This window comes from Acinetobacter sp. NPDC052428, assembly GCF_044547685.1.
GTDB classification, from domain to species: Bacteria; Pseudomonadota; Gammaproteobacteria; order Pseudomonadales; family Moraxellaceae; genus Acinetobacter; species Acinetobacter lwoffii_G.
The window spans coordinates 28,972-44,463 of record NZ_JBIUAT010000023.1; the positions used below are offsets into that span (position 1 = coordinate 28,972).

The 15,492-nt window shown below is 39.9% G+C and carries 15 protein-coding genes and 1 pseudogene; 7 read left to right on the plus strand and 9 right to left on the minus strand.

The window, feature by feature from the left end; all coding sequences use genetic code 11:
• The first annotated feature begins 4 nt into the window (after window positions 1–4).
• A complete protein-coding gene (clpA, locus tag ACIG3F_RS11870) occupies window positions 5–2,281 on the plus strand; it encodes an ATP-dependent Clp protease ATP-binding subunit ClpA (RefSeq protein WP_180038695.1) in 2,277 nt (758 codons plus the stop codon).
• 90 nt (window positions 2,282–2,371) lie between these two features.
• Window positions 2,372–2,725, plus strand: a complete 354-nt coding sequence (locus ACIG3F_RS11875) for a YnfA family protein (RefSeq protein ID WP_005246534.1) — start codon at window positions 2,372–2,374, stop codon at window positions 2,723–2,725.
• A gap of 101 nt (window positions 2,726–2,826) precedes the next feature.
• On the opposite strand, the gene ACIG3F_RS11880 is transcribed toward ACIG3F_RS11875, so the two are convergent.
• From ACIG3F_RS11880 to ACIG3F_RS11890, 3 genes are all read right to left on the minus strand, one after another.
• Window positions 2,827–3,300, minus strand: coding sequence for a hypothetical protein (locus ACIG3F_RS11880; protein ID WP_044110025.1), 474 nt, complete (start codon window positions 3,298–3,300; stop codon window positions 2,827–2,829).
• Window positions 3,301–3,404: 104 nt separating this feature from the next.
• Window positions 3,405–4,325, minus strand: coding sequence for an ornithine carbamoyltransferase (gene argF, locus ACIG3F_RS11885; RefSeq protein WP_004280178.1), 921 nt, complete (start codon window positions 4,323–4,325; stop codon window positions 3,405–3,407).
• A gap of 113 nt (window positions 4,326–4,438) precedes the next feature.
• Window positions 4,439–5,086: a TetR/AcrR family transcriptional regulator gene (locus tag ACIG3F_RS11890; RefSeq protein ID WP_004646788.1), complete on the minus strand. Its 648-nt coding sequence runs from the start codon at window positions 5,084–5,086 to the stop codon at window positions 4,439–4,441.
• A gap of 230 nt (window positions 5,087–5,316) precedes the next feature.
• Between ACIG3F_RS11890 and prpB the strand changes: the two genes are divergently transcribed.
• Both prpB and prpC read left to right on the plus strand, forming a co-directional pair.
• Window positions 5,317–6,201 carry a methylisocitrate lyase gene (gene prpB / locus ACIG3F_RS11895; protein WP_004280180.1) on the plus strand — a complete coding sequence of 295 codons (885 nt, stop codon included), beginning with the start codon at window positions 5,317–5,319 and terminating at the stop codon, window positions 6,199–6,201.
• A gap of 4 nt (window positions 6,202–6,205) precedes the next feature.
• The gene (prpC, locus tag ACIG3F_RS11900; protein ID WP_044110021.1) at window positions 6,206–7,345 is read left to right on the plus strand and encodes a 2-methylcitrate synthase; all 1,140 of its coding nucleotides are present in this window, start codon (window positions 6,206–6,208) and stop codon (window positions 7,343–7,345) included.
• A gap of 64 nt (window positions 7,346–7,409) precedes the next feature.
• Here prpC and ACIG3F_RS11905 read toward each other — a convergent pair whose 3' ends face one another.
• Window positions 7,410–8,030, minus strand: a complete 621-nt coding sequence (locus tag ACIG3F_RS11905) for an aminotransferase (RefSeq protein WP_396470125.1) — start codon at window positions 8,028–8,030, stop codon at window positions 7,410–7,412.
• 104 nt (window positions 8,031–8,134) lie between these two features.
• Window positions 8,135–8,611 carry a CinA family protein gene (locus ACIG3F_RS11910; RefSeq protein ID WP_004280184.1) on the minus strand — a complete coding sequence of 159 codons (477 nt, stop codon included), beginning with the start codon at window positions 8,609–8,611 and terminating at the stop codon, window positions 8,135–8,137.
• Between the two features lie 251 nt (window positions 8,612–8,862).
• Between ACIG3F_RS11910 and ACIG3F_RS11915 the strand changes: the two genes are divergently transcribed.
• Both ACIG3F_RS11915 and ACIG3F_RS11920 read left to right on the plus strand, forming a co-directional pair.
• Entirely contained in the window at window positions 8,863–9,093 is a 231-nt protein-coding gene (locus ACIG3F_RS11915; RefSeq protein WP_004280185.1) for a hypothetical protein, read from the plus strand.
• A gap of 622 nt (window positions 9,094–9,715) precedes the next feature.
• Window positions 9,716–9,988 carry a hypothetical protein gene (locus tag ACIG3F_RS11920; RefSeq protein WP_396470126.1) on the plus strand — a complete coding sequence of 91 codons (273 nt, stop codon included), beginning with the start codon at window positions 9,716–9,718 and terminating at the stop codon, window positions 9,986–9,988.
• 104 nt (window positions 9,989–10,092) lie between these two features.
• On the opposite strand, the gene ACIG3F_RS11925 is transcribed toward ACIG3F_RS11920, so the two are convergent.
• On the minus strand, window positions 10,093–10,434 hold the full coding sequence (locus ACIG3F_RS11925; RefSeq protein WP_396470127.1) for a hypothetical protein: 342 nt from the start codon (window positions 10,432–10,434) through the stop codon (window positions 10,093–10,095).
• 1,617 nt (window positions 10,435–12,051) lie between these two features.
• Here ACIG3F_RS11925 and ACIG3F_RS11930 point away from each other — a divergent pair.
• Complete coding sequence (locus ACIG3F_RS11930; protein WP_005107128.1) at window positions 12,052–12,192, plus strand: hypothetical protein; 141 nt, start codon at window positions 12,052–12,054, stop codon at window positions 12,190–12,192.
• A gap of 41 nt (window positions 12,193–12,233) precedes the next feature.
• On the opposite strand, the gene ACIG3F_RS11935 is transcribed toward ACIG3F_RS11930, so the two are convergent.
• From ACIG3F_RS11935 to ACIG3F_RS11945, 3 genes and pseudogenes are all read right to left on the minus strand, one after another.
• Window positions 12,234–12,869: an SOS response-associated peptidase gene (locus ACIG3F_RS11935; protein ID WP_396470128.1), complete on the minus strand. Its 636-nt coding sequence runs from the start codon at window positions 12,867–12,869 to the stop codon at window positions 12,234–12,236.
• A 226-nt stretch (window positions 12,870–13,095) separates the two neighbouring features.
• On the minus strand, window positions 13,096–14,298 hold the full coding sequence (locus ACIG3F_RS11940; protein WP_396470129.1) for an alpha/beta fold hydrolase: 1,203 nt from the start codon (window positions 14,296–14,298) through the stop codon (window positions 13,096–13,098).
• 170 nt (window positions 14,299–14,468) lie between these two features.
• A pseudogene (locus tag ACIG3F_RS11945) lies at window positions 14,469–15,398 on the minus strand (catalase family protein); the annotation flags it as partial.
• Window positions 15,399–15,492: the final 94 nt, after the last annotated feature.

The following is a 15,492-nucleotide window of genomic DNA, read 5'->3' on the forward strand; positions in this document are numbered from 1 at the left end:
TTACATGCTCAGTCGTCAATTAGAAGTATCACTACGTTTGGCTGTCAGCATGGCTCGTCAAAAGAGACATGAGTTCCTGACCGTAGAACATTTATTGTTAGCCTTGCTCGATAACGATTCTGCCGTGAATGCTCTCAAAGCATGTGGTGCGGATATTATCGTGTTGCGTAAGGAATTAGAAGAGTACGTAGAACAACATACCCCTAAACTTGGTGAAAATAGTGATCAGGCACCACACCCTACAGAAAGCTTCGACCGGATCTTGCAACGCGCGATTTTTCACGTGCAATCAAGCGGCGGCGATCGTACTGTAGAAGGTGCCGATATTCTGGTTGCCATGTATTCTGAGCGTGACTCATTTGCAGTCTATCTGCTGAAACGTCATCAAATTAACCGTCTGACCCTGACTCAGTACCTGTCTCATGGTACCCGTAAAGAAGATGTACAGTCTGAAGAAGAAATCGAAGACCTAGATGGCGAATCAGCGTCTTCAGCAAGTTCAGGTCCACTTGAGCTTTATACCACTAACCTGAATGTTGAAGCACAAAAAGGCAAGACCGATCCGCTAATTGGTCGCGAAAAAGAAATCGAGCGTGCCGCGCAAATTCTCTGTCGCCGTCGTAAAAACAACCCATTGCTTGTTGGTGATCCAGGTGTTGGTAAAACCTCGATTGCTGAAGGACTGGCTTGGCTGATCGTTAATGGTAAAGCGCCAAAACCACTGAAAAATGCTGAAATCTTCAGTCTGGACATCGGCGCTTTGGTAGCAGGAACTAAATACCGTGGTGATTTTGAAAAACGCTTGAAACAGCTTTTAAATGCGCTGAAAAAGAAACCTGAAGCAGTGCTGTTTATTGATGAAATTCACATGATTATTGGTGCAGGCTCGAGTATGGGCAGTACCATGGATGCATCGAATCTGATCAAACCGGCGTTGGCAAATGGTTCTTTACGTTGCATTGGCTCAACCACTTTCCAGGAATACCGCCAGGTCTTTGAGAAAGATCATGCTTTGTCACGTCGTTTCCAGAAAATTGATGTGAACGAGCCATCTATTTCTGAAACTATTGATATCCTACGTGGTCTGAAATCGAAGTTTGAAGATTTTCATCATGTGGAATATGACGATCAAGCTTTGGTGTCTGCGGTAGAACTTTCTGCAAAATTTATCAACGACCGTTTCTTGCCAGATAAGGCGATTGATGTCATTGATGAGGCCGGTGCTCAGCGCCGTTTAAAAGCGGAGCAAGACGACAGTTTGATTACTGTGGAAAATATTGAAGACATCGTCTCTAAAATTGCGCGTATTCCACCAAAAACTGTTTCTAAAGATGATAAGAGCGTGCTGGAAAATCTTGAGCGCGATCTGAAACGTGTGGTCTTTGGTCAGGATGAAGCGATTGAGGCCTTGGCATCTGCGATTAAACTGTCACGTGCCGGTTTGAAATCTCCAGACAAGCCTGTAGGTAGTTTTGTCTTTGCAGGTCCAACTGGTGTCGGTAAAACTGAAGTGACCAAGCAGCTGGCGAAACAGATGGGTGTAGAACTGGTTCGCTTTGATATGTCGGAATATATGGAACGCCATGCGGTGTCTCGTTTAATCGGTGCACCTCCGGGCTATGTCGGTTTTGATCAGGGTGGGTTATTGACCGATGCGATTCATAAAAATCCGCATTGTGTACTGTTGCTCGATGAGATCGAAAAAGCGCATCCAGATGTGTTTAACCTGTTATTGCAGATTATGGATCATGGTTCATTGACTGATAATAACGGGCGTAAATCTGATTTCCGTAACGTGGTCTTGGTACTCACCACCAATATTGGTGCTGAAAGTATTTCACGTGTCAGCATTGGTTTTATGGAACAGGACAATAGTAACGATAATCAGGAAGCGATGAAGAAAGCCTTCTCGCCGGAATTCCGTAACCGTCTCGACGGCGTGATTCAGTTCAAGGCATTGCCAAGCAGCATTATTGAAAATGTCGTGGATAAATTCCTGACTGAACTTCAAGCACAACTGGATGACAAAAAAGTCATGCTGGAAGTGGATCAGAGTGCACGTGAATGGATGTCAGAACATGGCTATGACCGTTTAATGGGCGCACGTCCAATGCAACGTCTGATTCAGGAACACCTGAAAAAACCGCTGGCTGAGATGATCCTGTTTGGTGAACTGGCTGAAAATGGCGGCAATGTTGCAGTATCGGTGAAAAAAGAAAATGGTAAAGCGGTTGGCTTAAAACTTGAGGTTTTTGAAGATCAGACTGCTGAACCAGCCTAATTAAAAGAAGGATCAAACCCGTGCTTGCACGGGTTTTTTCATGCACTCATATTTTAAATTATCAAATTTATATCATTTAAAAGATAAATTATGGATATTCAAGTTACCAAGCTGTTCACGACATTTTTACTGTTTTTAGTCACGGCATTGATGGAAATTTTAGGCTGTTATTTTCCCTACCTGATTTTAAATCAGGGGAGAAGCCACTGGTTATGGATTCCGACAACTCTGGCTTTGGCGGCTTTTGTCTGGCTGTTAACCTTGCATCCAGCTGCTTCAGGACGAATCTATGCCGCTTATGGCGGTATCTATATTTTTTCAGCGCTAATGTGGTTGCGCTTCGTTGATCAAGTGACTCTATCGCGTTGGGATCTGCTTGGTGGCATGGTGGTGATACTGGGTGCGTTGATTATTATTTTGCAGCCGCAGGGTCTAGTGCGTTAGCAGGATATAACAACAAACCTTATCAAAAAGGTAGCCACGGCTACCTTTTGTTTTCAGGATTCTTGAATCCTGAATCGAAATAAATGTCTTATGTGTTTAGATTATTTTAATTTGCAATCTTTCTGGGAAATATCCGTTTTATATGTTTGTGTCTGCGAGTTCAGGCTGAGTTCAACCTTGTAAGGGTTCTCAATCTGATAGCGATGCTCAAAGAAAATTTCACAATTATTAAGCAGATTATTACGAATGACTTTCATCACTTCTTTGCGCCCCAGGTCTTTTTCAAACTGGCTAAAATCGGGCGTGATGATCATGCCTTTCAGTGTGGTTTTATTGGCACTTAACTGTAATTGTTCAATAATCGTATTTTGATCAATCTGCAACGGTAAAGTTCTGGAATCTTCTGCACTGATCACTGCGAGTAATTCATTCAGTTCAGTTTTTTTCTGAATTTTAAATTTGCTGTCAATAATATTTTTTTCTTGAAGATATTGGTCAAATTCAGAAGCATGCACCGGTAAGGCAGCACTGCTAAAACCAGTCAAGAGTGCCAAAGCCCAATATTTTTTTTGCATTGTATAAAATCACTTTTTATTCCATTTCAACAATGATTATAAGAGCTGAGACAAAAAAAGCACCAGAGATTGGTGCTTAATTTGTGAAGATTCATCTTAAAAAATTAGTCTTTTTTCAGATTTTCATTAATCAGAAATTCAACCAAGGCTTTTTGCGCGTGCAGGCGATTTTCCGCTTCATCCCAAACCACAGCATTTTTATGGTCAAGCAGATTTTCTGAAATCTCTTCGCCACGATGTGCAGGCAAGCAGTGCATAAACAAGCAATCCGGATGTGCAAGATCCATCAGACGTTCATTCACCTGATAATCTGCAAAGGCTTTTTCACGGATCTTTTGTTCTTCTTCCTGGCCCATGCTTGCCCAAACGTCAGTCACGATCAGATCAGCATTCACCGCTGCATCTTCAGCAGAAGGAACCAGTTCCACACAATGGGCAAATTCAGACAGGAATTTTTCTTGTGGCTCATAGCCTTTTGGCGCTGCAATTTTCAGATTAAAGCCCCACATATGTGCAGCTTCAATATAAGAGTTACACATATTGTTGCCATCACCAATCCAGGCAACAGTTTTACCTTCGATTGAGCCACGTTGCTCTACATAGGTCTGCATGTCAGCAAGTAACTGGCAAGGGTGGTGGTCATCAGTCAACGCATTAATCACTGGAACTTTTGAATAAGATGCAAAACGCTCCACGATATCATGGCCGAAAGTACGGATCATCACAATATCCAGCATGCTTGAAATCACACGTGCAGAATCTTCAATCGGTTCACCACGACCTAACTGGGTATCGCGTGAAGACAGGAAAATCGCGCTACCACCAAATTGGCTCATGCCAGCTTCAAACGAAACACGCGTACGGGTACTGGATTTTTCAAAAATCATGCCCATCACTTTACCAACAAATGGTTGGAACACTTCATTGTTATGCTGTTTGCGCTTAAGCTCAATTGCGCGTTGCAAAATCTGGTTAAGTTCTAAAGTTGATAAATCGCGTAAGGTGAGAAAGTGACGGAGAGCCATTCGTTACTCCACAATAATTGCCGAAAAACTCGATCAACAATCAGTTGTTGGTTAGTTTAAGAAAAAATACGGAATCGGCTAATATACTATAAGCAATGAAAAATGCAAAAAAACTAGACTTTTTGATGACCGTCTAAAAAGCGATCCACACAATAACTGATGTATTTGTCGATTTCCTGATCATCTTCCTGTACCGGAATTCCCATCAGAATACGCCATTCCAGATTGCGCAAAATACCAAAATACAGCTGCGCCGAATATTGTGGATTTTCGCAATGCAATAAACCTTGCGCATCTGCCTGTTCTAAAGCCGTGGCAATGGCACTTTGCACATGCACCGGGCCTCGCTCATGAATATGCTGAGCAAGTTCAGGATTACGCTGGCTTTGTTCCAGCACCAGACGCATGAAGGCCGAGTTTTCCGGTTGCATAATCTGGTGATAAAAATTAAGCAACGTGTGTACTAAATAACTACGAAAATCCAGTGCCATCAGTTCGATCGGAATACTGATATCTTCAAAAAACTTGATACGACGATAATCGCAGATGGCTTTAAACAAGCCTTCTTTATTGCCAAAGTATTTATAAATAGAGGCTTTAGAGCCACCGGCATGCTGGACGATATCATCCAGAGACACAGCATCATAACCCCGTTCCAGAAATAGCTCGGTTGCACTGATCAGCAGCGCAATACAACGCTCATGACCACGTTTGGTCTGTGGCAGATCTTTGGCGAGCGGTTCTAGGGCGAGGTCTTGCATAGGAGATAGTACATCAACATGTCAATAGAGATTGAAACGCCATCATAGCAAATATATGCACATATTTCATAATTGCGCCAGATAAGTGCGCTATTTGCTAATTAGGTAAAGCAAAACTTAAAAATTTGACTAAAGTTTTAGAGTATTTGTTCTATCAGGTTATGGAATGAGCAAGCCAAATGAGTATACTCGAATTTCAATAATTATAGCCAAGACTGTGGAAAAGGAAGATGACAGAACAAATGTCTGCAGGTTTAAGATTTAGACAAGCGCTTGAAGTCGAGAAACCATTGCAAATTATGGGCACGGTAAATGCCTATGCTGCCATGATGGCCAAACAGGTCGGTTATAAAGCCATTTATTTATCAGGTGCGGGTGTCGCGAATTATTCTTATGGTTTGCCTGATCTGGGCATGACCAGCCTGGATAATGTTCTTGAAGATGTACGCCGGATCACTGAACGTGTGGATACACCTTTACTGGTTGATATCGATACCGGTTGGGGCGGTGCATTAAATATTGCCCGCACGATTAAGCAGATGATTGCAGCAGGAGCCGCTGCGGTTCATATTGAAGATCAGGTGGCACAGAAGCGTTGTGGTCATCGTCCAAATAAAGAAATCGTATCGCAGCAGGAAATGGTCGATCGTATCAAAGCGGCTGTAGATGCGAAAACCGATTCAAACTTCGTGGTGATGGCGCGTACCGATGCGCTACAAAAAGAAGGCTTGCAAGCAGTGATTGATCGTGCTTCTGCCTGTGTTGAAGCGGGTGCAGATGCGATCTTTGCTGAGGCGATGACCGATATCACCATGTACCGTACAGTGTGTGATGCGGTCGGTGTGCCAGTCTTGGCAAATATTACCGAATTTGGTGATACACCGTATTATACGGTTGATGAACTGGCGGAGCAGGGCATTGGCATGGTGCTGTATCCGTTATCAGCGACACGTGCAATGCAAAAAGCCGCACTTGAAGTGATGCGTTCAGTACGCGAACATGGTACTCAGGTAAATGTGCTGGATATTATGCAACAACGAAAAGAACTCTACGAATTTTTAGATTATCACAGCTTCGAAGACACATTAGATAAACTGTTTAAACAGGAGAATTAAAAAAATGGCTGAAGGAAAAGTACTCACTGGCGCAGGATTGCGCGGACAAGTGGCAGGTAAAACCTCACTTTCAACAGTAGGCAAAAGTGGCGCAGGTCTGACCTATCGCGGCTATGACGTGCAGGATCTGGCTGAACATTGCCAGTTTGAAGAAGTCGCTTATCTGATTTTCTTCGGAGAATTGCCGACAGCAGAGCAATTGGCTGCCTACAAAGCCAAACTGAAATCCTTGCGCACTTTACCTCAGGCATTAAAAGAAGTCCTTGAGCGTATTCCTGCCGACTCGCATCCAATGGATGTGATGCGTACTGGCGTTTCCATGCTGGGCAATCTTGAAACTGAGCAGTCTTTTGAGCAGCAACAGGATATCGCAGACCGCATTTTGGCAACTTTGCCGGCAATCATTTGTTACTGGTATCGTTATAGTCATGACGGCGTACGTATTGAAGAAAATACTGACGATGATTCGATTGGTGCACAGTTCCTGCATCTTCTGCATGGTGAAAAACCAAATGAGCTACATGAACAGGTAATGAATGTTTCCTTGATTCTGTATGCAGAGCATGAATTCAATGCTTCGACTTTTACCGCTCGTGTGTGCGCATCAACGCTGTCAGATATGCATTCCTGTATTACCGGTGCAATCGGTTCCTTGCGTGGCCCTCTACATGGCGGTGCCAACGAAGCTGCGATGGACATGATCGAAAACTGGAAGTCGCCTGAAGAAGCTGAACGTGAAATGCTGGGCATGCTGGAACGTAAAGAAAAAATCATGGGCTTCGGTCATGCGATCTATAAGGACAATGATCCGCGTAATGGCATTATTAAAGTCTGGTCGGAGCGTTTAGCCAAAGATGTCGGTGATACCGTACTTTATCCAGTGTCAGTGCGCTGCGAAGAAGTCATGTGGCGTGAGAAGAAATTATTCTGTAATGCGGATTTCTTCCATGCTTCGGCTTATCATTTCATGGGCATTCCAACCAAGTTGTTTACCCCGATCTTTGTTATGTCACGTGTGACAGGTTGGGCAGCGCATGTGATGGAACAGCGTGCAGATAACCGTATTATCCGTCCAAGCGCGGACTATACCGGTCCAGAACTACGTAAAGTAGTGCCAATCGCTGAGCGTTCTACAGCGGCTTGATCCGTAAATGTCCTAGAATAAAAATAAGGTCTCAATTGAGACCTTATTTTTTTAGTGAATTCTGTTATCGACTTAACAGTGCCGGATCTTCAATGCTATAACCTGTTTCAAAAGGAATACCCAGATACTTTACTATTACCAGGGTTTTATTCTGTTTCGGAACTTTATAGGCCTGGCTAATTTTTAAGCCTTGCTGATAACTGACTGCTTGCTGAACCGGACTTTTTTGTAAGCTGGATTTTACTTGATATTGATAGGTCCATTTTGGCACTTTTTCCTGAGGATCATGCCAGGCAGGCGCGCTACCTTTCGTTGTCTTTAACACCTTAAGCTGTGGCTTTGATTTTTGAATTGGATTTAATGGAACTAAACGTTTTTTGATTTTGGCAATGTCCTGATCAAACTTGCGACTGTCTTGATCATAATCGATGCGCTTGGTTTTAGGATTGATATATAAGGAATTGACCTGAACCAATTGATTTGGTTTTTGGGATTTAAAATTATAATAATACAATTGAGGCAAGCGTCCACGACCATCAAGATAATGACGCATGATATAAAGTTTCTGTTCTTTGACTTCATAGCCTAGAACTTCAATATTTTGTGGACCGCCTACGGTAGCGAAAGCCAGAGTGGGCAAGCTCAGAGGGAGCAGAAGCAGTGCGGTTTTAATATTCATGGTCATTCCACCCTCAAAAAAAAATAGATTGGCATTTGATCATGCCAATCTATCTTAAAATACGGTAGAAATAATGAAGCTTATTCAGGCTACACAGTAACTTTGAAAGCTTAGCTGTTATTTAACAGATTGATCATGTCATGTGCAACTACAGCGGACAGTTTGTTGAGGCGTTCAAGTGGCGAGCCTTTGAGATAATACTGGAACTGATGGATTTGCGTGCCATCATTAATGGCCACAAAAAATGTTCCTTCCGGTTTCTCTGGTGTCGCGCTACCACCTGGTTTAAGCAACCCTGTACAGGCGATAATCCAGTCAGCATCACGGAACATTTTTTTACCTGCTTCCGCCAGAGCAACCGTCACCGGCATAGATTCTGCAGTATGACTATTGATCAGATTCTTGGAAATGCCCAATACTGAAGTCTTGACACTTACATCGTAGCAGATCAAACCACCAATCAGAATTTCGGCACCTTCTCCTTTACAGATGGAGAACTGGCTACTGAGATATCCAGAACTTGCGCTTTCGATAAAGGCAATTTTTATGTTTTTCTCTTCGAGTAAGCCGCAACAGGTTTTTATCATAGTCTCTATATTTTCTTTGTGGGAGTGACTTTAATCAATTTAGACAGATTTTTTCTGTCGATCAACTCCAAGTATATTTATATTTTTATGAAAGTTAAAATTTTTTTCATAGATTAGTGTAATTTCATGTTGATCTGATCGCAAAATCTGAGTGGTTAAAGCTTGGGCTATTTTCAAAAATAGAGGTTTCTTCTCAGGCGGAACAGTGGTAAAAATAAAAATAAAGTGCTTAGTGAAAGTAGGGTGTTGGAATGAAAACCACAGTAAAATATGTAGTCTTAAAAAGTCTTGACTATCAATTGGGTACACCATTATTTCAGGAAGAAATTGACGCTGATGGTCAATATTTTGATCAGATACCAAGCACAATTTCTTATCAGAACTTGCAGTTCAAAGTAAAAAGCAAAGAGCTTAAACGTTTGCATCTGGCCGAAGAGCAGGAAGATACTCAAACGATTATCGTGAAAGTGGTCAATATCTAATAAAAACGGAATGTAATAAGCCTCTTTTAAAGGGGCTTATTAATTATAAATAGATTAATAAATATAATTAAAAACAATGATTTTACCTAAGTTAATATCAAAGTAATAGCTAAAACTATTTGAAATAAAGTCAAGATAAATTTGAAACAGCTTAAGTGTTATTGGTGAGGTCATGTTAAGTATCGTATTTCCTCGCAGTTAAGAATATTCTAAAAGAATTGGATTTTTAATATTTTATTTAATCTTTTTAAAATATAGGTGATTTAGATTAATTTTTAATATACTATTAAATATCAATAATATAGATGTTAATCTATTCTATTTTATAATACTTTTTAAATTCTATTAAAAAAATTATATATATAGAATTTGACTTAAGTTATTCCTTTTATTGGATAATATATTTTTGACCTATATAATCTTTCATTATGTTTCTGTTGAATTATATCAGGTAATTTATGTTGCGCATTAATCTCTACTTCAAGTACTTAGCTTACTATTTATTACATTGAATTAATCTGTAACAGGTTAAAGGTTGGCGAAATCTGAAAAATGCGTAGAGTAGATATTAAGTAGAAACCTATCGGCTTTTAATTTAAAGCAAATAGTAAGGAATACCACCATGGCTAATAATCAACAGCAAGACCAACAGAAGCAGCAACAACAGCAACAGCAAAATCAACAACGCAATCAAGATCAGCAGCGTCAACAAAACAACCAGCAAAACCCAAATCAGCAACAAAATAACCAGCAACAACAACAGCCGCAGGGTGGTCAAAACAACCAGCAACAGCGCGACCAGCAGCAACAAAACCAGCAAGGCCAACAGCAACAACAGCCACAGCAAAACAGTAACCAACAGCAACAACGTTCACGTAATCAACAAGATCAGTGAAAACCACAGCGTTAATTCTGTTTAAGATATACGCTCTTCATAAAAAAACCGCCTGATTCAGGCGGTTTTTTTATATTTCATTGCATGATTAAACTAAGTATTTATTAACACTGAATATTGGCTTTCAGCTTGTAGAAATTCAAGGCATTGTCTAGGTCGGTGAGCAACTCTTTGTCGGTATATTCCTTGGGTGCAAGTTTTAGCAGAGCAGGCATGTAGTTATTTTTATATTCTTTAGGATATTGTTCACACAGGATGCGTGTTCTTTCTTCCAGACTAATTGTTGAAGAGTCGAGTTTGTCCAGATAAGCACTGAGTTGATTATCTGACTGTTCAAACTGCGCTTTAATATTTGCAGCAGCCTCGGCTGAATTCTCTGCTTGCTGTTTTTGGCAGCCGCTTATTGCCAGACTCATCAATAAAGTAATTAGTATGCGATTTTTCATGCTGCCAAAATATTGTTATTGCTCATATGAAAAATTATAGAGAGAAATGACTAAAAAGAAAGCAGGGATCTATAAACTTTATGAGACATTGAACATTCATAACATCCGATATTGACTGAAATAAGGAATTTTCTTCTAAAAATCTAAATTAACCCATTCTCACTTATAGGTTTAGCAATTCTTCTTGGGTTTTGGTTATTTAGTAATCTTATTTTCTCATTAAAAATATTTTTGAATAAATTACAGTCATTTAATTAACAAAAGTAATGGTTTTTTCATATTTTGAAACATTGCATCTATATATCCTACACAGATTGGCTGCATGGCTAGTGATATCTTGGCGTCATTCTAAGAACTTAATGAAAATAATTAAAAATCAGCACATTATAAGGCCTGTTTAATTTAGGAGAGTTAAACAGGCTTTTTCTTTTCCGTTTTAAATCTTGTTTTTTCTTTGCTGATTGTATTTTTTGCTCACTCTCTTTCACATAAGTTTTCATACACAACATAAAGCCTGAAAATTCCCTCAGGAGAGATACATGAATAGATGTTATTTATATATCTCTTTTCACGAAAAGACAGGACAAAGCTATGATGAGATGTATATGCGCATTTGGCATGGGCGTGATGGTCGGCTGTTGTTTTAAATCTTGCAAAGAGAAAATGTGTCAGATGATGAGCAGCAAGCATTGTAAAAGTGATCATTGTAAAAAGGATCAGACGACTCAAGCTGAAGAGCCTGTACGAACTTAGCCCAAAAGCTTCAATTTTACTGAAAGGCTAAACAGAGCTGAGTACTGAAGTTGTTCTTGATCGCTGATTCAATCAGTTTGTATTGAGTCATTCTATATTTAAAGCAATAAAGCTTGATCTTGAATCGAGCTTTTTACACTCAGGAGAAAAACATGATGCAATTTATATTTTGTTTATTTGGTCTTCATGGTGCGACTGAAATTAACTACACTTGTGACCATGATGAGGTCAAACAGTGTCGTGATTGCTTGAAAAATATTGAATAATGTGCCAAATCATCAGACATATTAATGAAGATCAATCCCCGTTCAATCATCAGTTGGCGGGGTTTTTCTTTACTGATGAAATTTTTGGATTTAAACGTAATTGGGCACAAGGAATACTTTATAAGAAAAATATTTCAATAGGATTACGTTTTGATAAATTCTTAGTACTTAGAACTGAAATAGCAAAATACAATAGAATATATGTAGGTGAGCATCTGCGCTCGAATTCTTGAAGCAATTCAAAAGAGGCCAAAGGCTGAAACTGCATTAGATGGTTAGTATCGAATGATTAAGGCCAATCATCCTAAAGGTTTTGCTGAGATGAAAAGACTTTTTCCGTCAGTGGATAAGGTTAGAAAATTTCATGTATTCGATATCGGCTCGCACGCGAATTCATATTCTTTGCTGTATCGTCTACGATCAGGCTGAACAGCTTATTTGCTCAGATGGACTTCAGGAATTGTGAAATGTAAAAGAGCACTTGAAGGAAAGTTTGTCTTTTAAAAAAACTGAATGTGCAACATAAATAACATTGATGTTTAGCAGCAGATGTCATATTTATTTCTTAATACAGATATGAAGTATGAAGGAGATGCATATGACAAATAAGCCAGAGCAAGAATCAAATCCGCATAAAGAATCAAATGATGATAAAGGGAATCAGGCATCTTATAAGCATGTCAAACCAGAGAAAAAACCCAATGCAGAACCAGAAAATCCATTGAGAGAGCAAAAATAGCTTTTTCATATGGACGAAGCCCTAACTTGGTTTAGGGCTTTTTAATTTCCCGATAAACCTTGATCTCTAGGCTTTGCAATAAATTCATCTTTCATTTCAAAGAAAAATTCATGGGCTTGTTCATGATCGCAGTGCAACCAGTCATGTCGTGATTCTTCCGGAATCACAATAATCGAGCGTTTTTCGTCATTCGGGTCATGAAACTGTTTCATAAAGGGATGTTGATCTGAATTTATGGTCAGCATCGAAAATGATCTGATTTTCTCACCATCAATGTGTGCGTCATCATAAATCGCCGCCACGGTAAAAGGATTGCCATCTTCACGTGAAATGCCAAACCAGTGCGATTTACCGTCTATATATTTAGGTTCATAGAATGTATCGACGGGTACCAAAGTAAACTGGTTGTTTTTCCAGGCATGTCGGAAACTCGGTTTGGATGCCACTGTTTCAGTCCGTGCATTATAGGTATGCCGGCCATATTTCAATTCTTTCGCCCAGGCTGGAATCAGTCCGAAACGTGCGATATCCAGCTCAAACTCATCAGCACCGCGCATAATGATTGGGGCTGGCGCTAAAGGATAAACATGCGGTTTCATGCCCAGTTCGAGTTGCTCTTCATGAATATCTAATAAGGAAAGACGTTTTTTTGAGGGAAATTCATAGTTCGAGCACATAAATAACCTCTTTCATTCTAATTATTATTTGCTAAAGAATTAAAGTATAAAAATGATGGGCTCAAAACAATTCGAAATCGTAAGTATAGTTTTAACAGAAAGTAAGAATACGGATTAATATTAGTTTATCCTCTTTATAGAATAGTGCTCCTTTAAAGGACTATTCTATAAATATGAAGATTAAAATATTTGAGTTTTTAATGATTAAATACAAAAGCTCACCGGGTTATTTTGTAGGGCAGGTGTTCAAAGCTTTCCCTTGTTCAACTGAATGGATAAAGTTTCCAATTAGAAATTCACTCTGTCTTAAGGAATCACGATGATCTCCATTTTTGACTAGATGGAAGGCGATAGATTTCTGCTTCGTACATACCTGCTGATAGTAAGCATAAGTACCACGATCATCGACCAGTTGATCTTTCTCACCTTGTACCAGCAGAACCGGCACAGTCGGTGTCATATTCTCAATAGACTGTTCTTTTAAATAATTTGTCAAAGGTGCCAGATTTATATTTGATTTAAAGACAGTCTTAGGTGCTTGTTTTAGGTCAGATTGTAATTCTGACAAACAGCGACTGCGTGCATGATTAAGAATTTCTTCCATTTCTGGGCTAACTAAATTTGCTGGAGCAAGCATCGGGTCTGCAGCTTCTGCTCCTAAAAGCACAATTGGAAAAAATGCGGCGACATCAGTCGTGATTTGCGAATTGCTGGCAACATATTCAGCGATTCCTTCATATTGGTAACCGCCCGGTGCTAGTGCAATTGCCCCGCGAAGATCAAATTCAGGTGCATCTTTTTGACCGGCCGCAGCAATTTTAAGAGATGCTGCACCTCCTTGACTATGACCCATAACATACCAATTTTTACTAAAGCTATAAGGCTTTAAATGGTGGATCGCTCGTACAGCATCCACGACAGTATGCAACTGACTTCGCGCATTCATATAAGGATGACCGCCCGGAGTGCCTAAACCTTGATAATCAGGTGCAACGACTGCATAGCCGCGAGCGAGCCAGGCATTCAATGCTTTAGCAGCGATTTGCTGATAGACATGGACTGGCCCGCCCACATAATCCCCAGAGGGTGCACATGTATCAGCAACGCCAGTTGTACCATGCGCCCAAGCCAGAACAGGCCAGCCATCTTTAGGGAATTTGCCTTTAGGTAACAAGATATAGCCTGAAGTGACAATGGGTTCGGATTTTGTGCCACGACTGCGATAATTAATTAAGAAACGTTGTGAGGCATTCGTAAACAGATCAGTATTTTGTTCTTGTATAGATAATATTGTACCCGGTATTTTTTCCGAAATATGAGATGCTTGGATTTTGCTGCTATCGGGAAGTGGAGGAGATGCTATTGCATATGTTGAACCTAAACATAAACAACTCATGATCAATTTAATAAGAGGAGATTTAATTTTCATCGCTGAAACCATTTTCCTTTTATAATGTCATTTTTAATGTAGCAGCTTTATTTATGTTTCTAAATTAACTCTGCACAAAGTTTGTAAACTAAAGCTTTTAAGTTAAGGCGAATGAGCAGTACAACAGGTTATTTTAGGTTAGCTGATAACTTCAAATAAGCACTTATATTTTAATGTGGTTCTGATCTGTTAATAGAATTCATATCATGTCTAACCTCACTAATACGATCATAAATCACCTTTCGCATTCGGTTTATTACTCCCAGAGGTTTGTGTTCCGGTAGGGTATGCCATGGTGTAAAGGAAAGGTTTTCACAAAACTTGTTTTGGTCAGGCGTATCAAAAACTTGTGGAGGAATGCGGATAGTTGCGACCTTGTAGAAAGGTGCCTCACTTTCTTGCCATTCAGTCATGGAATCTTCGACCGACATGGTGTTTGATGTTCTAGGCTGTACCAGAAACTCCATACATGCTTCACTTTTTTGCAAATATTGGCGCAGTTTTTCTCTTAGAAAATTATGATGGGGAGCATGTGGAAGAGGGTCTATCACTGTCGAACATGCTTGAGCTGAATACTTTACAGCTTGACGATCAGTGCCTGTTCCTAATTGATAGGGCACCATAGACCAATATCTAGTTTGCAAAGGATTAGAAATTTTATTTCTCGTATTTAAGGCAATCCATATTCCTTTAGCTCCTAATGCAAAAGGAATATGGAGCCTATTGAAAAATCTATCGCTATTTATATCTTGCATAAATGACATGTATCGGACTGGATCATTCACAAAAAAGACAGGATGATTGATCATAATGAAATCTTGAGTAGAGGTTTCATCATCTAAAAGCTTTTCTCCCGGTACTGCCAAAAGTTTTATCGCCATGCCACGGGCATCTTTTTTAATATCTGCTTGTTGGGCATCTTTAGAACCATTAGAAAAACGAATCCAGGCTTGATATGTTTTTCCAGGAAGAAAAACACCTTGAGCCAAGTTTTTAGGAAGAGCTTCATCTACTTTGAATTCTGCATGTACACAACCGTGTGCTTTGGGATGGGCATCACGTAGCGCGATACCTGTGGAATACCCTTTCCGAATCGATAGTGAACCGTACCGGGTTTGTCGGAGACTTTTTTATTTAAGTTAGGCCACCTGACCTAACGGGTTAATCTTATCATAGTACATTGCTTCAAACTCA